The sequence below is a fragment of the Pseudomonas asplenii genome (assembly GCF_900105475.1).
Lineage (GTDB): Bacteria > Pseudomonadota > Gammaproteobacteria > Pseudomonadales > Pseudomonadaceae > Aquipseudomonas > Aquipseudomonas asplenii.
The window spans coordinates 5,080,406-5,100,507 of record NZ_LT629777.1 but is presented as its reverse complement, the minus strand read 5'-3'; the positions used below and the strand labels follow the sequence as shown (position 1 = coordinate 5,100,507).

Genomic DNA, 20,102 nt, shown 5'->3' with positions numbered 1-20,102 from the left:
CAGGGGTGTCCTTACCGGGGATTGGCGTCGTCGTTAGACGACCAGGTGCTGATGCGCTGCGGCGCGCCGTCGTAGCAGTCCAGGGCCAGGCCGAACGGGTTTTTCTCCGGATCGATGTCCCGGCGCACCACCTTGAGCGGGTAGCGCACGAAGCTCTGCTTGACCCGCTCCGAGCCGTAGAACTCTTCGGTGGCGAGGTCGAGATTGAGTACCCATTGGTCACGCCCCAGCACCTTGACTCGCCGTTGCGGGGACTGGCCGTAGCTGCGCTCGGGAATCTCGAAAACCCCTCGGGTGCGGCTACGAAGTTCGCCGGCGGTCTGGCGCTGCTGGAAGTCTTCCTCCAGCAAGGCCGTGCAGTGGGGCGTGAGGTAGGCGGAGAGCTTGTGGATGGCGTGCAGATAGTCTTTCTCGCCATCGGTGGGCCAGCGGTTGAGTTGCTGGAAGATGTACAGCCCGAAGGTATAGACCGACTCCGGCGGTACTTCCCACCATTTGCGCGTGCTGCCTGAACGCAAGTCCGGCGGGATGTTGATGGTCAGGTTTTTCGGTGCGTCCCACCAACCCAGCCCCAGCAGTAGGGCCACACCGAACAGCAGGCCGCAACTGGCACGCAGGGAGGTGACGTGGGCCTGCAAGCGGCTCACTTCATTCTTGAAGCGGCTCATGGTCGTGGACTCCGGCGTGTGCTCCACAGGCCCGAACGGGTCACCAGATCGCTGGCACCGAGCCAGGCGCTCAACAGGGGACAGCCCGTTGCCAGGCGCCATTGCAGGTATCGGTACAACCAGGTCTGAGGCTTGCCGCGTTTGTGGCGACGCAGCAGCCTGCCACCCGTGAACAGGCCCAGGCCTATACACAACACGATCCCAGACGGTACCAGGGCGATACTCTGCAACAGCAACGCCGCGACGATCCCCACGCCGGTGCCGACCAGCGCGGCGACGGTGACGGTGATCCACATCTCATCCGCGGTGAGTCCCAGGACAATGACGGGTTGATGGTTGAGGCGCGACGGCAGAAAACGAATGGTGCCGTCGGGCAGGCAGTGATCCGGGTCGTAGGTCATTTCGGCTGTCTCCTCAACGCACCGCCATGGCGCTCAGTGCAACAAGGTGTCTTGAGGAACGAGAGGATGATCATTGGCGGCCTCCATGGCGTGCTGGGGAATGGGTGAACTCATCAGGTCGCCTGCGCGAGATCGTGCGGGCATTTCAAGGCAAGAGGCATGCAGGCGTTGCGCTTGAGGACCGTTCAGCGAGCGTGCCGCAGGCTGTACAGGCGCGCAGTCGGAAAACAGGACTGGCGCGCGTGGGTTTTGCGGTTCGACTTCTCTACGGGCATGGCGAGGTCTATTCCCTTCAATGAATGGTCACTTCGCGCAATTCGAAGCAGAGCAGCAATGTCCCGGCCACGGGGTCCTGGACCTCGATCCCCTTGGCCCCGACCCACCTGGGACTCAGGCCATGTTCCTGCAGCAGGGGGTAGAGGTTGTGGCCATCGAGCAGTCCCAACTGGGCCGCGCCCAACAGGGCGTTGAGGTCGGCGCAGATGGCCTGGGTCGAGGTGCTGGGCGCCCACAGTGCGACAAAACGCAACTCGACCCGGGAGGCCCATTTCATGGCTGCCTCGGCATCGGGTCCGCGGTGCGGGCAGGCGTGTCGCTGGCAAGGCTCAGTAATGCAAGGCGCAGTGACGCAAGGGGAAGTGACATGGCTATTGATCCAGGCCGGTGGCGGTGACGAGTACGGGGTAGTGTTCGATGCCCAGCCGCTGCGCCAGGTCGTCGGCTGGGGCCGGGGTCATGTCCAGTCCTCTGCCCAGTTGGCGTAACTCGTTCAGCGCCTGGAGGTTTGGCACATTGATCAGCAGACCGATGGCCTGCAGGTCGCGCAGCACTTCGAGCCGTTCCTGTAGCCAGCGCCGCGACAGGTCGTCATCGCCCACCAGGAAAATCGGGCGCAGGCCGGGGATGTTGTGTACGCGTGCAGCGACCCGGCCGGGCTTCAGGGCAGGCGAGCGGACCGGCAGCATGTCCGCCTCGCTGTAGGGGTTGCGGCGTACGTTGGGCAGGCGGATAGCGGCGGTGGGCGTTTGCCGTGTCGACAGATTGAGCGAGCGGTAATAGGCCAGCGCGGACGTGCCACCCAGGTCCTCGACGACCTGGAGCTCAGCCTCGATGCCAAGTGATACCAGCAGCGCCAGGGCACCGACAAAACGAATGGATGTCATGGGACGTTTCTTCCTTGAGCGGAGCCCGGCGAAACCCGGGCCAGATGGCGGGCAAAGGCCCTGCGATAACGTTCGGCCGGCGTGCCGCCGAGGGGGCGGTGATAGCGCCCGGCGGTAGTCACCCAGTCGATGCCGGGCTCCTTGTGTGCCCGCAACAGGCGGGCGGCAACGCTCAGGTTGTGGTAAGGGTCCAGCGCCTGGCAGGGATGGCTGAAATGCTGGCCGTTCCAGCCCAGGTTGATCTGGCCGAGCCCGGCATCCACGCGTTTGGCGCCCACGTCATCGAGGGCCAGCAGCAGGGCCCGGCAGGCCGAGCGACGGTCGGCAAAGCGCTGGCCTTCACCGGCGACATTCAGGGTCCAGGGCCAGGGGACCCGCCGGCCCCGCAGCCAGGCGCCACTTTCCTGCAGGGCCAGCGCGTACAGAACGGCTGCCGGGACCTCGGTGCCTTGCGTGGCCCATTGATAAGCCAGGGGCGGTGATGACGCGGTGGCGGGCAGGGCCAGCAGGCAGCCGCTCAGCAATGCACCGTATAGCCATGGATGAGCGCCGTTCATTGGCGTGTCCAGCGACCGTTGGCCGATCGCATCACGGCCGGCATGGCCCCTTGGTCGCCCAGGCGTGCCCAGTGTCCGGAGTCGTGATTGAGGGTGATCTCCCGCAGGCGTACCTTGTGCGGGTCGATGCCGGCCTGTCTGGCCCAGTCGCGCAGGAGGCTGTCATTTGCCTGGGCATCGGTCAGGTAGAGATCGAAGGGTTGTCCTTCCCGTTGTAACTGTCGGACCCGGCTCATGCAGGCCTTGCACCGGGGTTTGACGAACACCGCGAGCCGGCCTGTGGTTTCCAGTGGCGAGGACAGCGGCGACTGGCCGTTGCCCAGCAGGTTGACTGGCAAGTGACCGCTGTACAGGCGTTTGTAGGCCCGGTCATAGGCGTTCTGATAATCCATCAGTTTTTGCAGGCGGACGAACTCGATCTGGACCTGCAGATGGGCGTAGCGCTCCTGTTCGGCCGAATCGCGGGCCTCGATGCCCAAGGCCGTCAGTGGATCGAGATGGGGTGAGTAGACCCCCAGCGGGCCTTCCATCAGGCGTCGATAACGCTGCCATTCCTCATGCTTGAGCCCCCAGTCGGTGGCGCGCTGCTGCTCGAGCTGGCTCTCTTGGTAAACGCTGCTTTCTTCGGCCGGCGGGTTGAATGCCTGGGCCTGTGCCACGCCAGGCAATGACAGGAGCGCCATGCTCCACAGTGACCACATCGGGTAGGCGTTCATGGTTCGGCCCTCATGGAATCGACAGCGTGGCAACCGCGCCGTCTGGTTTGAGCCAAGCGGCCTTTGTCGAATCCAGGGCCGTCAGTTGCCAGCCTTGGAGGCGCATGCCGGGGCGCAGCAGGTGCACCTCTGCCAGCCGCTGAAGGCCTTGGGGAATGACGGCCAGAAATGACTCGCCCGCGCGTGACTCAAGGCCTATCAGGGTGAAAGGTGGTGGACCGGGCTGGCGCAGGGCCGGGCTTTTCGCGCGGGTTTTCCTGCTGGAAGGCGCTGGTGTGCGGGCGGGCTCCGTAGTGGCGGCGCAGGCCAAGGGACATTTCTCCCCGGCAGCTTTCAGGGTCAGCAACGTGGCTTCGAGGTCTTGTACCTGGGTATTTATCGTGGTCACGTTCGAGGCGACGCTATCGACCGCACGGGCGCTGGTTTCCAGGGCCGCAAGTCTCTGCAGGGCCGACTGCTGGGCGTGCTGGTAGTCCTCCTTGAGCACGCCCGGGAAGGGTTGCAGGCCTTCCAGTTCGTGATCGAGCCTCTGCAACTGCTGTTGCAGACGTTGTATCTGTTCGGCGCAGTGCCGTGATTGCACCGCTTGCGAGAGCGTCGCGAGCTTAGTGGCGAAGAGCACTGCGCAACCGACCAACAGCAGCACTGCGGCTCCTTGTATCAGCACAAGCCGAGAAGGGCGTTTCATCGTGGATCTCCCGCCAGTTGTGTCGCACTGAAGCAGATTCGTCTGGCACGCTCGTCGACCTCGACCTGCCAGGCCGGTCCCGCCAGAGCCAGCAGGGCGTTGCCGAGCGTGACCGGGCCCAGGTGGTAGTGCGCGGCGGGTAGCGGATGGGCATACAGCACCTGCACGCCCTCGGGGGCGGTGCACAGGCGATAGCCCGACTGGCGCAGGACATGCGTCATGGCGTCTTGAACGTTGGGGTTCAGGTGGTCCGGTATGCGGATCTCGATCACCTGTTGCAGAAGATCGAGCTGATCGGTGCGTGGCAGTGTGTTGGTCAGGGTGTAGCGCCCCGTGCGTAGCGGCGGCGAACGTTCAGGCTGCAGCGGGTGGGGTTTGGATGACACGGGCAGTCGCGTGACCGTCGCCAGGCCGGGCACTGCTGGCGCAGGTGACGGTTCTGGCGAAACGCAGCCCGACAGCGCGATCGCCGTCAGCGGTAAAGCAAGGGTGACAAGAGCGGCCAGGGGCCGGGTAGGGGAGTGATGCATCCGGGTGTCCTCACGCGGTGATGAGTACACGGTTGCAAATCAGCCGGAGCGTTGCTGCAAGGAAACTGGATCGGGGTGAGTGGGGTTTTGCAGAAAAAAGCCCGACAGCGTCGGGCTTGAGTGTGGTTTGCCGAGGGGCAATCCCGAGGGTCACGCGTTCGATTCTTCCTTGAGCGAAAGGAGCAGGTACGGTGGCCCGTGGATGGGGTTCACCAGGTTGAGTACCAGCTTCAAACGGAACCGTCTCTCCAGAAGCGGGTACAGGTCGAAATGAACCTGCTGCGCTTGCGGGTGTTGCCTGTGTGCCTTGGCCGTTGCCTGAAGCACTTCGCGCAGCCGGCTTTCAAAGGTTGAACCCCGTTGGTTCTTGTAGCCCTTTACGGCTTTCTTCCAGACCAGCGGGGTCAGCACAATGGCGTATTGAGGGGTATCACCCGCCTGTTGCAGAGGGGACATATGACTTCTCCTGATCGAGAGAAACCACCGGTCCCGACCGGGAGGTGATTTCCCGGTTGAGGTAGCAAGGCGATGCAGCAGGTCGCGCCCGTGTCGTTGAGCACCTGCTTTGAGCGGAGGGTGTAAAGGGGAGAACAGCGGCGTGACAGCAAGGCTTCCATCGACGCAGGTCGATTGGTCGCATGACTGGAAGCGCTGCGACCTGGGGGCGGACCCTACGCAATGGCGTAGCGTAGCCCTTCGGATCCAAGCTACATCGGCAAGGTGCTGACGAGGTCAGCGGTATGCCCTCTCACAATGAACAACAGCGAGAGGGCTGTCAAAACCCCTTCTGCAACAGGTTTTTTCCGCTGTCGCCCGTCAAGGCGTGACGAACAGTGCCGACGTCCAGACCCGCGACTGATCACGCTGGCGGGCGCTGATGAACAGCGGATGCTCGCGACCTTTTTCCAGATTCAGCGAACCCAGTTCGATCCGCCCTGAGACCTCGCGCGGCAGTGGTGCCTCGCTGATCTGCTCCAGCGAAACCTGCAACTCGGCACCCGGTAGCTGCCTGATGATCGAACCACTGGCCAGCAGTTCCTCGCCGCTCAGTTGCAGCGCCACCGTAGGGGCATGCACATGCGGGTGCGGTTCGAGCGGGTCGCCGACCTTGACGTAACCCTCGATCCGCAACTGTACGGTGATATGGCTGCCAGTCAGCTGCGAAATATCGATTTCCAGGCTATCGGTGTCGCCGTTGGTGTCGGTCTTCAGCGCCAGGGTGGTGGCGTCCTTGCGCCATGCCACCTGTTCGGGGTGGTCGGCACCGAGGAAGCGGAAGGCGTTGAGGGTGGCTCCGGTGAGGCTGATCTCGCCGCTCCAGTAGGCACCGCGATAGCGATCCTTGATCCGCGCACCGCCCAGGCGCAGGCGAATCCGTCGTGACGACAAGCCTGCCTCGGCATGCAGGTTGCGCGACCAGATAGGTTGCTCGCCACGGAACAGTTCGATCTGTTCCCAGCCGGCATCGCCCAGCAGGCGGTAGTCCAGGGCCGTTTCGCCGTTGACCGTCACCACATCGCCCATCAGGTGCTCGCCCAGCCTTAGTGTCGCCAGGCTGCGTTCGCCGGTAGTCGCGAAGGTATGGCGGGCGCGCAAGGCACGGCCAACCCCGGCGCGGTCGAAAGTTTCGGCGATCACGCCGGTCAGGCCGCCGCGCGAGCCGAATACCGCTGTGGCCGGTACACCGCCGCCGCAACGCCCCTGGTGCTCGTCGCTGTTGGCAGCAGCGCCGACGCGGTAGCCGCGTTGCAGGGCCTCGGCGTAGACCCAGTGGAACTGGCCCCAGGCCGAGCCGACTTCCACCAGGCGCTCCAGCTCGGGGTGGTGCCAATCGAGGTTGCAACGCCGGCCGCCGACGTGGGGCATCATCAGGTGGCCTTCCGGGTTGTGCGCGTAGGCCGCGTACAGCTCATCCACCGGCCAGGTGCCGGGCTTGATGGTGCCGGCAGTGAACTCGTTCCACTCGAAGGATCGCACCAGGCGTCCCTGGGCGTCGAACGGGAACTCCGGCTTGCCCTCGTGGAGGAATACCACGTTGCGGTCGCCACCGGCGCAGGAGTTGCCGCACCACTCGGTGCCTGGGTAACAGACGAAACGTCCCGGTTCGTTGAGTTCGTGGATCAGCTTGACCGCCGCGTCCCAGCGTTGTTCGGTGATGTTGAAGTCGTTGGCGGTGTAGCCGAGCACATCCAGACCGGCGACATCGCGGCCGTAGCTCAGGTTGTACAGGGTGTCATTGGTACCCACGGTATCGTCGGAGTGGACATGCAGGTCGGCATACAGCGGCCGTAGGGTGTCGAGCGCCGTGTCGACGTTGACGAACGCCGAGGCCGGTTGGACGCCGGCCTGATCGGTGACGGCCTGGATTGACCATTCGCCTTGCGTCTCCAGCTCGATGGACGGCACCCGCAGGATGGCCCAGCCGTCGCTGGCCAGGGTGAAGGGCAGGCGTTGCATTTGCGCGGCGGGCCCGGCCAGGCTGAGTTCACCCGCCAGCGGGGTGTGTCGGCAGGTATTGCCCCAGGCGTCGTCGGCCCGGAGCAGGATGTCGAACGGCTGGCCTGCGCCGACCAGGCGTGGTGCGATCACCTGCAACCGCTCCGGCGCGCCGGGGACGATGTCCAGCAACAGGTCGCCCGGTACTTCGGCGAACTTGGAACTGCCCAGCGGATCGATGAACAGCCGCAAGCGGAAGTCCTTCTCGACAAAGCTCTGCACGCGGGTGCCAGCGCCACCCTGGCGACGGTCGCCGAGACGGATGATGATGCGGTCGCCGGGGTTGAGGTAGCCGTCGACGATGTCGATCAGGATGGCCTTCTGGAAGGGCCGCTCATGACCTTTCTGGTCGAAGCGCACCTTCAGGTGCTGCACCGTGGCCGGGCTCTGGCCCGGCACCAGTTCGCCGGCCTGGTACTCGGCACTGACGTAGTTGGCGGCGCTCGGGTTGGAGGTCTGGAACAACGCCCAGTCCGAATAGAACTTGAACGCCAGCTTGAGCCAGGCACCGTCGGCCAGGCCACTGGCGCCGACTTCGTAGACGAAGGTGATCTCGTCCCACTGGCCGGCGACCAGGGTCTGGCGGTCGCAACGGATGCTGCCAAGGAAGGGCAGCGCCTTGTTGCGGGCGTAGAGTCCGCTCGGCGCGATGTACTCGCCGGCATCACGGGGATCGAAGGTCTGGCTCACGGAAATACCTCGTTGGACGTCGTGAAGAAAAAAGGGAGCAGCAGGGCGCCTCAAGCGGCCCGCCAGGATTGGTAGTGATGTTCCAGCCTTCGGAACACCAGGCTTTCCATCAGCCAGGCGAGCAGGCCGATGATGACAATGCCCAGCAGCACCTGGCTGCTGTTGCCGATCTGGCCGCCCATCGAGACCATCCAGCCGATGCCCTGAGAGGCACCGATCATTTCGGCGGCCACCAGCGCGCGCCAGCCCTGGCTGAAACCGATGCGCAGTGCGGCGGTGAGGAACGGTAACGACGCTGGCAGGTAGACATGCACCAGCAGTTGCAGCGCGGTGGCGCCCAGGGTACGGGCCGCGCGCACTTCACCGTCGCGGATGCCGAGTACGCCTTCCTGCAGGGTGACGATCATCGGGAATACGGCAGCGATGAAAATCACCAGCATGATCGAGAAGAACCCCAGCCCGAAGATGATCAGGATCAGCGGCGCCCAGGCGATCGGCGGGATCGCCATGAACAGACTGTTGAGCGGCGCGACGAACTCGCGCAGACGCCGCGACAGGCCGGCGGCGGTGCCGACGATGACCGCGACGATCGCCGCGCTGCCGAAACCGACCAGTTCCTCCAGGGCGCTGGCGCGAAACTGCTTCCACAGCGAGCCATCGTCGATCCAGCGCAGCGCCTCGGCGGCGACCACCCAGGGTTGCGGCAGCACATAGCTCGGGAAGCGGCTGGCCAGGGCGATCCAGACCAGCAGCAGAAAGGGCAGCGAAGCCCAGCCCCAATTGGGCCTTGGCAATTTCATGGGCGACTCAGCGCGAGGCTTTCTGCAGGTAGGAGGTGTCCACCAGGTCCTTGAGGGGCACGGTGGTGTTCATGAACTTGAGCGTGTTGGAGTAGCCCATCAGCCGCTCGATGAATTGCTGGTCGGCATCGCTCAGCTCGGCCGACCAGCCCAGGCGCTTGCGGGCTTCGGCGACGATGGCCCGGCCATCGGCCTGGCTGCCGTCGGGACGTTGCACCGGTTCCAGGCGGAACGCCTCGGCGATGATCGCGTTGGATTCGTTCGGGTGCTCGTTCAGGTAGGCGATGGCGCGGCGATGGGCGCGCAGCAGCTTCACCACGTCGTCGGGACGATCACGCAGGGTTTCCGGCAAGCCGATAACCACGTACCAGGGGTAATGCGGCAGCGCCTGGTTGACGTCCAGCAGCAGGCGCGCCGAGCCCCGCAACAGCGCCTGGCTGACGAAAGGTTCCCAGGAAAACGCGGCATCGACGATACCTCGGTCGAGCGCGGCATTCATGTTGCCCGGCGGCATGTCGACGATGTCCAGGTCGCTGTCCGGATTCAGCCCGGCGCGCTCGCCCAGTACGTAGCCGCGCAACAGTACGTCCATCCCGCTGCCTTTCTTCACCCCGGCCAGCTTGTGGCCCTTGAGGTCGGCCAGGTCGTGGATCGGGCTGTTGCTGCCGGCGAGCACGGCGGCCTGGCCGTAGTTGACCTTGGCCAGGATCACGCTTTTCAGACCACGGGCGTACCACTGGTACACCGGTGGCGCGCCGACGTAGGCGACATCCAGTTCGTGGGCGGCCAGGGCCTGTTGGATCACCGGGCCGTCACCCAGGGCCTTGAGGTCGACGTCCAGGCCCTCGTCGCGGTAGTAGCCGAGCTTGTCGGCGATCAATACCGGCGCGTTGGCCATGGCGAACACGTAGCCGATGCGCAGCGGTTCGGCGGCCTGGGCGCACGCCAGCCAGGAGGATGCCGCCAGGGCGACGGGCAGGAGCAGTTTCTTGATCATGCGGGGCTCGTTATCAGTGGGTGGAGTCGATGCGCAGGGGCGACGCGGCCATGACCTCGCTGATGCGCGCCATCAGCTCATTGCGGTAGTCGAGGAACGCCGGCAAGCGGCGGGTTTCCAGGTTGCTGCGCGGGCGCGGCAAATCAATGCTCAGTTCACTGTGAAGGCCGCCGGGCGCGATGTTCATGACCACCACGCGGTCGGCAAGAAACACCGCCTCGTCGATGTCATGGGTGATGAACAGCACGGTCTGGCCGAGGGTGGACCACAGCCGCAGGGTTTCCTCGTTCATCGCCGCGCGGCTGATCGCGTCGAGGGCGGCGAACGGCTCGTCCATCAGCAACACTTCGGGCTCCAGCACCAGGGCGCGGGCCAGCGAAACACGTTGCTGCATGCCGCCGGAGAGCTGGCGCGGCAGTTGGTTCGCGGCGTGTTCCAGACCGACCAGGCGCAGGTATTTCAAGGCCTGCCGGCGTTGCTGCCCAGCATCACCGCGGCCAGCGAGCTTGAGGCCGAAACGCACGTTCTCCAGGGCGCTGAGCCAGGGGAACAGTTGCGGGCTCTGGAACACATAGCCGAGCCTGGGCAACTCCGGCTGGGTGGCCTGGCCGTTGACCAGCACCTGTCCGGCTTTCGGTTTCTGAAAACCGGACAGCAGGTTGAGCAGGGTGGTCTTGCCACAGCCCGACGGGCCGAGAATGGCCACGAACTCACCGGGGCTGGCCCGCAGACTCAGTCCCTTGAAGACGGCATGCCCGTTCGGGTAAGCAAATTCGACATCGCGAACGCTCAGCGCATCGGGGGGCAGGTAAAGTTCGGCATGGGACATGGCAAGCGGCACCGAGTCATCTAGAATAGTCAATGCCTGATATAATACGTATTAATACAAGTTGTCCCAAGACGAAATGGTCATAACCTTAGAAGCGAAGCGCCATCACTCGACTTCATTCATTCCAACGGATCGGTAATCACGTGACTCTTCAGCGAGCAAGCGCCACCTCCCTCTACGAACAGATCGTCCAGCAGTTGCTGCAGGAGATTCAGCAGGGCCATTACGGCATCGACGGCAAGCTGCCGTCCGAGGCCGAATTGATGGCGCGTTTCGCCGTCAGCCGGGTGACCATTCGCCTGGCGCTCGGCAAGCTCGAAGAAGAGGGCGTGGTGGAGCGCAAGCAGGGCAAGGGCACCTTCGTCGCCGCCCAGCAAGTGCGGCACAACCTGGATGCCTTGCGCAGCTTCCATGAGTCGTTGTTGCTGCAAGGACTGCAGCCGACCATGAACATGCTGGGGCATGCGCGCATCCCGGTGCCCGAGGAGCTCAGGCTGCTGTTCGATGACCACTGCGTGAAGGTCGAGCGCCTGCATTGGGTCGATCAGGAACCTATCGCCTATGCCTGCAGCTACCTCACGGACGAGCTGCGGGAGGTTGACTGGAAGGAGATGGCAGAGGTGCCGTTGTATTCGGTGCTGGAGCGCACCACCGGACGCGCGGTGATCCGCGCCGACATGGCCATCCGTGCCCGCGAGGCGGACAAGGCCCTGGCCGCGCATCTGGGAGTGAAGCGCGGTACGGCGCTGCTGGTGATGGAGCGCACCTCCTGGTTCGACGACGACCGCTGCTGTGATCGCACGACGTTCTTCATCCGGCCGGAGCGGTATGCGTTTGTGCTCAGTGGGGTGTTCAAGACTCGCTGACTGGCAGCCGGGCTCCGTCAGGCTTTTACCTTCTCTTGTAGGTTTTGTGTTTTGCGATGCTGGAATTTTGCATCTGGGGTCAGTAGGCAGGGGCGTTTTTTGACGGTACGACCCAGGCGTTGCTTATAGTCTTTTGCCATTGCGTTGAAACCGGATTCTGCCACGGGGCGGTCGTTATCCAGATCGACCGCTCTGGCGTTTCAACGTGAATCGGCCAAGAGGGCATCTGTTGAAGTAGGGATTTTATGGGCTTGGTCTTCGCACTGTTGCTGAAAGCGTCGTTCGGGGCTTTTCGCAAGTGCCGCAAGGTACGAGCAACATGCCAATTGATATTCGGGGTGGGCTGGGCGGTGCGTCCGTGCAGTCGATTTCCGGGCCGCCGATCGAGCGCGCCCGGTGTGATGTCACCTTATTGGGTCGGTCGCTTGAGACGGTTCGCAATACGCAGACCTACTCTTCGATACTGCAACGTGCGCCCAGGCCTGTACCGGCTGTAACGCCCTCAAGCCTCAAGGCAGTGCCTTGCGTCGATGGGACGGTTGCCAATCGATTGCAAGGTGCGGCAAACGTTGCCGGATGCCAGGTCATTGAGCCGTCCAGCTCGATCAAACCACCTGTTTTCAATGGCCTGCTCGGTGGGTTTGCCAATACGTCGGCGTTGTGTCGTTTTGGCGTGAGTGTCCGCGAGGGCTTGTCCAGTGCTGGCTATGATAATGTCGAGCCGATTCTTCAGGGCAGCGCTGTAACGGGTAAGAACTTCCGCACAGGGCAGGCCTTTGATGTTCGCCGGATCAGCGATTTCGATGTGGCGCTGGCCGGCCCGACAATCCTGGAAAAGGCCGAGTCCCTGGGCATTGGACTCAGAAGTGGCGGCCGGCGTACGGGGCCACTCGCTGCCAGGGATCTCAAGCGATTGGGCCTGGATGATCTGGCGGATCGATTGAGCCGGCAGGCAGGACGGGAAGTCAACTTCATGATTTTTGGCTCAGTCGCTCTGGCAACCAGCCGGGCCCCCAGTGTCATTTTGCCGAAGTGAGTGTGATGAGTATTTATGCGTTGTATGGCCTCAAGGGCCTGAGCCTTATGGATGCCCGGTCGAAAGTCGAAAGTGCCTTGGGCTGTACTTTCGAAGAAAGGGAAAGCTCATATCAGGCTGGGATCTACTACCGGTTTCAGGCCGGCGAAGAAGAATCCTTCGTGTTGAAAAACAATCTCGACCCTTTTGATGGGGAGGCTGTTGAAGCACGGTTTGCCGAGTATGACGTGTTGCTCTATGTGGATGCTACGCAGCGCTCTGCACCAATCAGGTCGTTGTTGAGCCCCGAGTTCTGCCTGCTCAGGGAGGAGGCATACGATTAGACGGGGACGATGCTGATAACATGATGTGATCTTTGATTCACTTTCTGGAACACATTCATGAGTACCCCGCATTTTCGCCAACCTGTCGCCCCAGACGCCGAGCGCTGCTACGAGATCGAAATTGGCGCCTATGAGGGTGATGAAGCCGCTACCCTGGAAAAGATCCGCACCCGCATCACCCAGTACCCGCAGGGTTTCCTGCTGCTTGAGGCAGACGGCGACATCGCCGGCTTCATCAACAGCGGCTGCGCCCATGAGGTGGTGATGTCCGACGAGGCGTTCAAGGAACTGGTTGGCCATGATCCGCTGGCGCCGAACGTGGTGATCATGTCGGTGGTGGTCGACCCTGCGCATCAGGGCAAGGGCTACGCCAAACTGCTGATGAACGAGTTCATCGCGCGCATGAAGTCGTTGGACAAGCAGACCATCCACCTGATGTGCAAGGAACAGCACGTCGAGTTGTACCGCAAGATGGGCTATGAGTACGTACGGCCGTCGCCATCGGATCACGGTGGCATGGCCTGGCATGAAATGATCCTGTCGCTTTGAGCGGCTTGTAGAACTTGAGAACGCTGATAAAGTAGAGTTCATAACAAATTATGTTTGAGCCTCTACATAATGAGTTGGCTTCTTCTCGTACTCGGCCTCCCCACCGCGAACTCGACCGAACGCATGCGGGCCTGGCGGGCCCTTAAAGCCTGTGGCGCCAGCGTGCTTCGCGATGGCGTGTACCTGTTGCCCGACCAGCCGGCGGGGCGGGAGGCTCTGGAGTCGGTAGAGCGCGAAGTCCTGGCCATCAACGGCACCGCCTACCTGTTGCGGGTCGACGATGACGGCGAGCGATTTGTCCCGTTGTTCGACCGCAGTGACGAGTACACCAGACTGCGCGAGGAGATCGCGGCCTGTCAGCGTGAGCTGATCAGCGAGAACGCCCTGCAGACCGCCCGACAGGTGCGCAAGCTGCGCAAGAGCTTCGCGCAGATCGGCATGATCGATTTCTTCCCCACGCCAGCCCGGCAACAGACTGATGAGGCCCTGCAAGGGCTGGAAACGGCGATCAGCCGCGCGCTGTCGGCGGACGAGCCCAGTCGTGGCGACGAAACGCCGCGTCTGTTGGCCATCGCGGACTTCCAGAACCGCCGTTGGGCCACCCGCAAGCGGCCGTGGGTAGACCGCCTTGCCAGCGCCTGGCTGATTCGCCGTTTCATCGACCGAACCGCTGAAATTCTCTGGCTGGACGCCCCGAGCGATTGCCCGGCCGACGCGCTGGGATTCGATTTCGATGGGGCGACCTTCAGCCACGTCGCAGAGCGTGTCACCTTCGAAAACCTGCTGGCCAGTTTCCAGCTCGATGACCCGGCGCTGAAGCGTATCGCGGCGCTCGTTCACTATCTGGATGTGGGCGGCCACCAGCCGGCCGAAGCGCCCGGCATCGAGCGGGTGCTGGCGGGACTGCGCGAAAGCCTGATTGACGATGACCAACTGTTGCTGGCTGCGAGCGGTATCTTCGATGGCCTTCTGGTTGCCTTTGCAAACGACGAGAAAAACCATGACTGACTCCACTGTACATGCCGCTGGGCCGGCGGCCGAGGCAAGGCCACCCGTGAGCCTGTTCGAAGCCTTCCTGTTCTGGTTGAAGCTCGGCTTCATCAGCTTCGGCGGCCCCGCCGGGCAGATCTCGATCATGCACCAGGAACTGGTCGAGCGCCGCCGCTGGATCAGCGAGCGGCGCTTCCTGCATGCCCTCAACTACTGCATGTTGCTGCCGGGCCCGGAGGCGCAACAGCTCGCCACCTACATCGGCTGGCTGATGCACCGCACCTGGGGCGGGGTGATCGCCGGGGTACTGTTTGTGCTGCCGTCGTTGTTCATCCTGATCGCCCTGGCCTGGATCTACGTGGCGTTCGGCGAGGTGCCGGTCGTGGCCGGCCTCTTCTATGGGATCAAGCCTGCCGTCACCGCCATCGTGCTGCACGCCGCCCACCGGATCGGTTCGCGAGCGCTGAAGAATGCCTGGTTATGGGCCATCGCGGCGGCGGCCTTCGTCGCGATCTTTGCCCTCGATGTGCCGTTCCCGGCCATTGTCCTGGAGGCGGCGTTGCTGGGTTACCTGGGCGGACGTTTCCTGCCGGGCCAGTTCGTCATTGGCGGTGGGCATGCCGCGGCGAAGGCGAGCCATGGCCCCGCGTTGATCGACGACGACACACCCACGCCCGAGCACGCACGCTTTCGCTGGGGGCATCTGTTGCGTCTGCTGGTGATCGGCGTGGTGCTCTGGACGCTGCCCATGGGCCTGCTGACCGCCGCCTTCGGCTGGCAGGGAACGCTGACGCAAATGGGCTGGTTCTTTACCAAGGCCGCCTTGCTGACCTTCGGCGGCGCCTACGCGGTGCTGCCCTACGTCTACCAGGGGGCGGTCGGCCATTATGGCTGGCTGTCGCCCACCCAGATGATCGACGGCCTGGCCCTGGGCGAGACCACGCCGGGGCCGTTGATCATGGTGGTGGCGTTCGTGGGGTTCGTCGGCGGCTACGTGCAGCCGATGTTTGGTGCCGACCAGCCGTTTCTCGCCGGGGCGGTGGCCGCCAGCCTGGTGACCTGGTTCACCTTCCTGCCTTCTTTCCTGTTCATCCTGGCGGGCGGGCCGTTGGTGGAATCCACCCACAACGAACTGAAGTTCACCGCGCCGTTGACCGCCATCACTGCGGCGGTGGTCGGGGTGATCGTCAACCTGGCGCTGTTCTTCGCCTACCACGTGTTCTGGCCGAACGGCATCGAGCACGGTACCGACTGGCCGTCGCTGATCATCTGCGTAGCGGCCGCCGTTGCCCTGTTCAGGTTCAAGCGTGGGGTGATTCCGGTGCTGTTCGGTTGTGGCTTGATCGGCATGCTGGTGTATCTGGTGCGGCACGGGCTGCTGTCTTTTTGAGTGGATCCGCGAGAGGCCAGCAGGCACCACACAAGACCCGTATCAGCCAGCAGAGTCCAGCGCACTCAGGCAGGTATGGGCACCCCATCGAGCAATGCATCCACCACGGCCCGTGACAGGCCGACTGCGTGGACCAGCCCCATCATCAGGTCCCGTTCAAAACCCTCCAGGCGCGGGCAGATTTCGTCGGCGTTCAATTCGGCGGATCGCAGCAGTTCCGACACCTGAGTCAATCCGATCTGTGCGCTAACGCCTGGCGTGACGCAGAACAGCGGCGGGGTGGAGGTGTTGCCGGGCTCGACGTTTCTGAAGGCGGTGGTGCCGAGCGTTTCAAGCGGTGTCGGCTCTTCAGGCGGCGATGGCCTGGATTCGATCTGGGCCAGCGAGTCATGCATGACCTGGCTCAGGTATGCGGCTTTCTCTTCAAGACTGGAAGTGCTGCTAGGTGGGGCGGGGGTGATTTTCTTGGTCATGAAGAATCTCCTATTCGGGTAAGGAGCCCGCCACGTTTCGTTACCAAGCGAAGGGGTGGCGAACTGTACGCAGGTTGGTAAACCGGTGAATAGGAACCGGCAGGCGAAGCCTCCTGCGCACAGCCCGCCATAACAGCGAACACAAAAAAGCCACTTTCGCGGCGCTGTGCGCCTACTCAAATCCGGGTTACCAAGCCCGGTCGCTGAATGTGCAGCGACCCTTGGACTCTAGTCACCACCGTAGACGCACACAATATTCTCCCATGCCGATAACACGTAGGAAACCGGCGTATTTTCGGAAAGTCGTTTCGTCTCTTTACCAAGTGTTGCGAGATTGGCTGACCGTCAGCATGCGATGGCCGGAGATCACGTGGTCGCCAATCTCATCAGATCAGATCTGCGCCTGGCCGCCGTCGACGAACAGTTCTGTGCCGTTGACGAAGCTGGCGTCGCTGGAGGCGAGGAACAGTGCGGCGCTGGCGATTTCTTCCGGTTCACCTACGCGTCCTTGCGGGATCTGCGACGCGAGGTAGTCCAGCAGGCCTTGCTGCTGCGCCGCGTCCGGGCCGGCCAGGTCGACCAGGCCAGGCGTGCGGGTGGCACCAGGGCTGATGGTGTTGACGCGGACATTGCGGTCTTTCAGGTCGAGGATCCAGTTGCGGGCGAACGCACGCACGGCAGCCTTGGACGCGGCGTACACGCTGAAGGCGGCGGTGCCGGAGCTGGCGGCGGTGGAGCCGGTGAGGATCACCGAAGCGTTGTTGGCCAGCAGCGGTAGGGCTTTCTGGACGGTGAACAGCACGCCTTTGACGTTGCGGTCGAAGGTGTCGTCGAAATGCTCTTCGGTGATCTGTCCCAGTGGCAGCATCGAACCGCCGCCAGCGTTGGCGAACAGCACGTCGATGTGGCCGCGCTCGGCCTGGATACGCTGGTAGAGGGCGTCGAGCTGGTCGAGGCGGGTCGAGTCGACCTGGACGCCGGTGGCGTTGCCGACCTGGGCCACGGCGGCGTCCAGTTCGGCCTGGCGGCGGCCGGTGATGTAGACGTGGGCGCCTTCCTGGGCGAAGCGTTTGGCGGTCGCCAGGCCGATGCCGGTGGTGCCGCCGGTGACAACTGCGATTTTGCCTTCAAGTTTGCCAGTCATGATGTTTCTCCGATTCGGTAAGTGGTTGCGGTGTGGGAGAAGCTTATCGACGGGTCGATTTTTTCAAAATAGAATTGCCTGAAACTTATCGTTGCAGAAATGAAATGAGCAAATTGCCCGATTTCGAAGGCCTGGCGATGTTCGCCAAGGTCGCAGAAGAAGGATCGTTCGCTGCTGCTGCCCGGGTCATGGGCGTGTCGGTGCCGACGGTGTCGCGCGCCGTGGCCAGGCTGGAAGAGCGATTGGGCGGCCGGCTGTTCAATCGCACCTCGCGTCAGTTGTCACTCACCGAGTTCGGTTTGAGCATGGCGGCCAAGGCCGGGGACATCTATCGCCAGGCCGAAGAGGTAGAAAGCGAAGCCCAGGAACTGTCGGTGCAACCGCGTGGCCAGGTGCGCCTGGCGATTCCGATGGTGTTCGGCCTGCGCTGGGTGGCACCGCTGCTGCCGGAGCTGATCCGTCGTTATCCGGAGTTGTCGGTCGACCTGCACCTGTCGGACGCCTCGGTGGACCTGATTGCCGACGGCTTTGATGCTGCCTTGCGGATCGCCGCGTTGCCGGACTCTTCCCTGGTCGCCCGGCGGCTCTGCGCGGTGACCCAGTTCCTGGTGGCGTCCCCCAGCTATCTGGAACAGCACGGTCGCCCGCAGCATCCGCGTGATCTGGCGAATCGGCGGTGCCTCAGTTATGCCTATCGGGCGCGGACCCAGGTGTGGCGGTTCACCCAGGACAATGGCGTCGAAGAAGACGTCGTGCCCAATGGCCCACTGCGGGTGACCAACTCCAATGCGATGATTCCGGTGTTGCTGGAAGGGCTGGCAATTGCCGAACTGCCGGAATTCATTGCCAGCGAATACCTGGCGGACGGTCGCCTGGTGCGCCTGCTGCCTGACTGGAGCATGACCCATGGCGGCCTGTACTTCGTGACGCCATCGGCGCGTACACGGCCGGTGAAGATCCGCGCACTCTCGGACTTCTTCGCCGAGCACCTCAGTGAGCCGTCCTGGCGTTGGCCTGGGTAGTGCAGAGCCGTACCGAAGGTGTTTGATTTCAGCAAGGAAACCCTCGGGGCTTCAGGCCACCACCGCCGTCGTGCCTTGAGAGACGGCCTGGTACTGCCCATTCTTGATCGAAATCAAGGTGCCCGCGCGCCCGGCACGCTAGGTTGAAAGCCACTTCCGTTTGCCTTGCAAGGAATGCCATGGCCAAGCCCTTTCCCATCAATCCCAAGCATCCCGAGCGTATCTGCTGGGGCTGCGACCGTTATTGCGCAACCAACGCGCTGTCCTGTGGTAACGGTGCAGATCGCACCATGCATCCTGCCGAGATGCTCGGCGAGGACTGGTATCTGCACGGCGACTGGGGGATTGAGCCGGTTCCGGTCAAGGCGCCCGCGGTGGATGACCCGGTTGCGAAGGGTTGATCCAGACAACTCGTAGACTTTACCCGTGAGCTGAATGAGCCGGTGCCGTCTGCTCCATCGCCTCATGTGCTTCTACGGCGTCGCTCAGATCCTGGGTCATGCGCAGTTCGACGCCGGTGGCCGAGTATTGACTGGCCGCAGCAAACGGCGCCGCAGCGATCGGTACCGGGTGCGCGCGGCGGCGCCAGACGAAGAACGCCACCAGCCCCAGATTGAGCACCGCGAAGGCCCAGAACAATCCGGAAGGCCCCGCCCAGCCCATCAGTGGCGAAATCGCCAGTGGGCTGATCGCCGAGCCAAGGGAGTTGATCAGCAGCAGGCCCTGGATCATCCGCACCAGGGCGCCGGACGGCGCGCTGTCGGCCGCGTGGCTGACCGCCACCGGATACACCGCGAACACCCCGCCGCCGAGCAGGAACATCACCACCAGCATCGGCCAGCCCGAAGGCGGCAGCAGCAGGGTGATCGCCGACAATACGACGCAGGCGGCACTCAGCACGATCAGTACGGTCTGGCGGTCCTTGCGGTCGGACCAGCGGCCCACCGGGTACTGCAACACCATTGCGCCGAAAATCACGGCGGCCATGGTGTGGCCGACCTCGGTCACGCTCAAGCCCACTTTCTGCAGGTACAGCGGCAGCAGGGTGTACACCGCCGCGATGATCACCCCGGAGCCGAAGCAGCCCATTACGCCAGTCGGGGTGATACGGATCAGTTGGCTGGCCGGCAACGGCTCGGCGCGCTCGACCAGGGGAGTCACCCGGGGAATCATCGCGATCGGCACCAGCGACAGTGAGGCGAGCATCGCCGCAAGAGTGAAGGGCACGCTTTCACCGGCGCCCATCACCGGGCCGAGGCTCATCTGGCCGATCAGGCCGGCGCCGTACAGCGCGATCATGTACAGCGCCAGCAGGCGCCCGCGAATCTTCGGTTCGGCCACCAGCAGCAACCAGCTTTCCACCACCAGGTACACGCCGACGAGCGCCCAGCCGCCGATCAGGCGCAGGCCGGACCAGATCCACGGGTCATGGCTCAGGCCCTGCAGGCCAATGGTGACCGCGATCAGCGCGGCGAAGCAGCTATAGGCACGGATATGGCCGATGCGCACGATCAATCGTTCGTTGAAGATCGAACCCAGGGTCAGGCCGATGAAGTAGGCTGACGACACCACCCCGATCATGCTCGCGGAAAACCCCATGGCATCCAGGCGCAGGGTGGTCAGCGACGACATCAGTGCGCTGCCGATGCTGATGATGAACAGACCCAATAGCGGTGCCAGCGCCATGGCCAATAATTGCACGGACATAATGACCTCAAGAGAACAGACGGAGTAGCGGTGTTGCAGGCGGGGTTTTATAAGAGTTCTGGGCTGG

General features: G+C 63.4%; 25 protein-coding genes. 8 read left to right on the top strand and 17 right to left on the bottom strand.

Annotation, left to right across the window (positions count from 1 at the left end):
* Nucleotides 1-11: 11 nt before the first annotated feature.
* From BLU37_RS22525 to BLU37_RS22465, 13 genes are all read right to left on the bottom strand, one after another.
* Nucleotides 12-668, bottom strand: a complete 657-nt coding sequence (locus BLU37_RS22525; protein ID WP_090209064.1) for a PFL_4703 family integrating conjugative element protein — start codon at nt 666-668, stop codon at nt 12-14.
* On the bottom strand, nt 665-1,069 hold the full coding sequence (locus BLU37_RS22520) for a TIGR03750 family conjugal transfer protein (RefSeq protein WP_090209059.1): 405 nt from the start codon (nt 1,067-1,069) through the stop codon (nt 665-667). Before BLU37_RS22520 ends, BLU37_RS22525 begins: the two co-directional genes overlap by 4 nt.
* A 292-nt stretch (nt 1,070-1,361) precedes the next feature.
* Complete coding sequence (locus BLU37_RS22515; RefSeq protein WP_019361369.1) at nt 1,362-1,622, bottom strand: hypothetical protein; 261 nt, start codon at nt 1,620-1,622, stop codon at nt 1,362-1,364.
* A gap of 94 nt (nt 1,623-1,716) precedes the next feature.
* Nucleotides 1,717-2,232 carry an integrating conjugative element protein gene (locus BLU37_RS22510; protein ID WP_090209056.1) on the bottom strand — a complete coding sequence of 172 codons (516 nt, stop codon included), beginning with the start codon at nt 2,230-2,232 and terminating at the stop codon, nt 1,717-1,719.
* Entirely contained in the window at nt 2,229-2,789 is a 561-nt protein-coding gene (locus BLU37_RS22505; protein ID WP_090209053.1) for a lysozyme family protein, read from the bottom strand. Before BLU37_RS22505 ends, BLU37_RS22510 begins: the two co-directional genes overlap by 4 nt.
* On the bottom strand, nt 2,786-3,505 hold the full coding sequence (locus BLU37_RS22500; protein WP_090209051.1) for a TIGR03759 family integrating conjugative element protein: 720 nt from the start codon (nt 3,503-3,505) through the stop codon (nt 2,786-2,788). Before BLU37_RS22500 ends, BLU37_RS22505 begins: the two co-directional genes overlap by 4 nt.
* A 10-nt stretch (nt 3,506-3,515) precedes the next feature.
* On the bottom strand, nt 3,516-4,193 hold the full coding sequence (locus BLU37_RS22495; protein ID WP_090209047.1) for a hypothetical protein: 678 nt from the start codon (nt 4,191-4,193) through the stop codon (nt 3,516-3,518).
* A complete protein-coding gene (gene pilL2 / locus BLU37_RS22490) occupies nt 4,190-4,723 on the bottom strand; it encodes a PFGI-1 class ICE element type IV pilus protein PilL2 (RefSeq protein ID WP_090209044.1) in 534 nt (177 codons plus the stop codon). Before pilL2 ends, BLU37_RS22495 begins: the two co-directional genes overlap by 4 nt.
* Before the next feature lie 150 nt (nt 4,724-4,873).
* A complete protein-coding gene (locus tag BLU37_RS22485; protein ID WP_029533109.1) occupies nt 4,874-5,179 on the bottom strand; it encodes a hypothetical protein in 306 nt (101 codons plus the stop codon).
* 360 nt (nt 5,180-5,539) lie between these two features.
* Nucleotides 5,540-7,909, bottom strand: a complete 2,370-nt coding sequence (locus BLU37_RS22480) for a PHP domain-containing protein (RefSeq protein WP_090209041.1) — start codon at nt 7,907-7,909, stop codon at nt 5,540-5,542.
* A 50-nt stretch (nt 7,910-7,959) separates the two neighbouring features.
* Nucleotides 7,960-8,709 (bottom strand): ABC transporter permease, encoded by a 750-nt coding sequence (locus tag BLU37_RS22475; RefSeq protein ID WP_010448292.1) that lies wholly within the window; start codon nt 8,707-8,709, stop codon nt 7,960-7,962.
* Between the two features lie 7 nt (nt 8,710-8,716).
* Entirely contained in the window at nt 8,717-9,706 is a 990-nt protein-coding gene (locus BLU37_RS22470) for an ABC transporter substrate-binding protein (protein WP_090209039.1), read from the bottom strand.
* A 13-nt stretch (nt 9,707-9,719) separates the two neighbouring features.
* Nucleotides 9,720-10,535, bottom strand: coding sequence for an ABC transporter ATP-binding protein (locus BLU37_RS22465; protein ID WP_090209036.1), 816 nt, complete (start codon nt 10,533-10,535; stop codon nt 9,720-9,722).
* A 143-nt stretch (nt 10,536-10,678) separates the two neighbouring features.
* On the opposite strand from BLU37_RS22465, the gene BLU37_RS22460 reads away from it, so the two are divergent.
* The gene (locus BLU37_RS22460; RefSeq protein WP_090209033.1) at nt 10,679-11,401 is read left to right on the top strand and encodes a GntR family transcriptional regulator; all 723 of its coding nucleotides are present in this window, start codon (nt 10,679-10,681) and stop codon (nt 11,399-11,401) included.
* A 17-nt stretch (nt 11,402-11,418) separates the two neighbouring features.
* Here the strand turns inward: BLU37_RS22460 and BLU37_RS29120 are convergent, their stop codons facing one another.
* A complete protein-coding gene (locus tag BLU37_RS29120) occupies nt 11,419-11,565 on the bottom strand; it encodes a hypothetical protein (protein ID WP_155250486.1) in 147 nt (48 codons plus the stop codon).
* A gap of 155 nt (nt 11,566-11,720) precedes the next feature.
* Between BLU37_RS29120 and BLU37_RS29565 the strand changes: the two genes are divergently transcribed.
* The 5 genes from BLU37_RS29565 to chrA all read left to right on the top strand — a co-directional run bounded on the left by BLU37_RS29565 (nt 11,721) and on the right by chrA (nt 15,689).
* Nucleotides 11,721-12,437 carry a hypothetical protein gene (locus tag BLU37_RS29565; protein ID WP_172832982.1) on the top strand — a complete coding sequence of 239 codons (717 nt, stop codon included), beginning with the start codon at nt 11,721-11,723 and terminating at the stop codon, nt 12,435-12,437.
* Nucleotides 12,438-12,442: 5 nt separating this feature from the next.
* Entirely contained in the window at nt 12,443-12,760 is a 318-nt protein-coding gene (locus tag BLU37_RS22450; protein WP_090209030.1) for a hypothetical protein, read from the top strand.
* Between the two features lie 57 nt (nt 12,761-12,817).
* A complete protein-coding gene (locus BLU37_RS22445) occupies nt 12,818-13,309 on the top strand; it encodes a GNAT family N-acetyltransferase (RefSeq protein WP_010448303.1) in 492 nt (163 codons plus the stop codon).
* Nucleotides 13,310-13,375: 66 nt separating this feature from the next.
* Complete coding sequence (locus BLU37_RS22440; protein WP_172833133.1) at nt 13,376-14,317, top strand: chromate resistance protein ChrB domain-containing protein; 942 nt, start codon at nt 13,376-13,378, stop codon at nt 14,315-14,317.
* Nucleotides 14,310-15,689 carry a chromate efflux transporter gene (gene chrA, locus BLU37_RS22435; RefSeq protein ID WP_090209024.1) on the top strand — a complete coding sequence of 460 codons (1,380 nt, stop codon included), beginning with the start codon at nt 14,310-14,312 and terminating at the stop codon, nt 15,687-15,689. Before BLU37_RS22440 ends, chrA begins: the two co-directional genes overlap by 8 nt.
* 65 nt (nt 15,690-15,754) lie before the next feature.
* Here chrA and BLU37_RS22430 read toward each other — a convergent pair whose 3' ends face one another.
* Complete coding sequence (locus BLU37_RS22430; protein ID WP_090209021.1) at nt 15,755-16,162, bottom strand: DUF6124 family protein; 408 nt, start codon at nt 16,160-16,162, stop codon at nt 15,755-15,757.
* A 391-nt stretch (nt 16,163-16,553) separates the two neighbouring features.
* Entirely contained in the window at nt 16,554-17,306 is a 753-nt protein-coding gene (locus BLU37_RS22425) for an SDR family NAD(P)-dependent oxidoreductase (protein WP_090209018.1), read from the bottom strand.
* A 104-nt stretch (nt 17,307-17,410) separates the two neighbouring features.
* On the opposite strand from BLU37_RS22425, the gene BLU37_RS22420 reads away from it, so the two are divergent.
* Entirely contained in the window at nt 17,411-18,328 is a 918-nt protein-coding gene (locus BLU37_RS22420; protein ID WP_090209016.1) for a LysR family transcriptional regulator, read from the top strand.
* A gap of 179 nt (nt 18,329-18,507) precedes the next feature.
* Nucleotides 18,508-18,729, top strand: a complete 222-nt coding sequence (locus BLU37_RS22415) for a DUF3079 domain-containing protein (RefSeq protein WP_029533120.1) — start codon at nt 18,508-18,510, stop codon at nt 18,727-18,729.
* Between the two features lie 19 nt (nt 18,730-18,748).
* On the opposite strand, the gene BLU37_RS22410 is transcribed toward BLU37_RS22415, so the two are convergent.
* Nucleotides 18,749-20,035, bottom strand: coding sequence for an MFS transporter (locus tag BLU37_RS22410; RefSeq protein WP_010448309.1), 1,287 nt, complete (start codon nt 20,033-20,035; stop codon nt 18,749-18,751).
* Nucleotides 20,036-20,102: the final 67 nt, after the last annotated feature.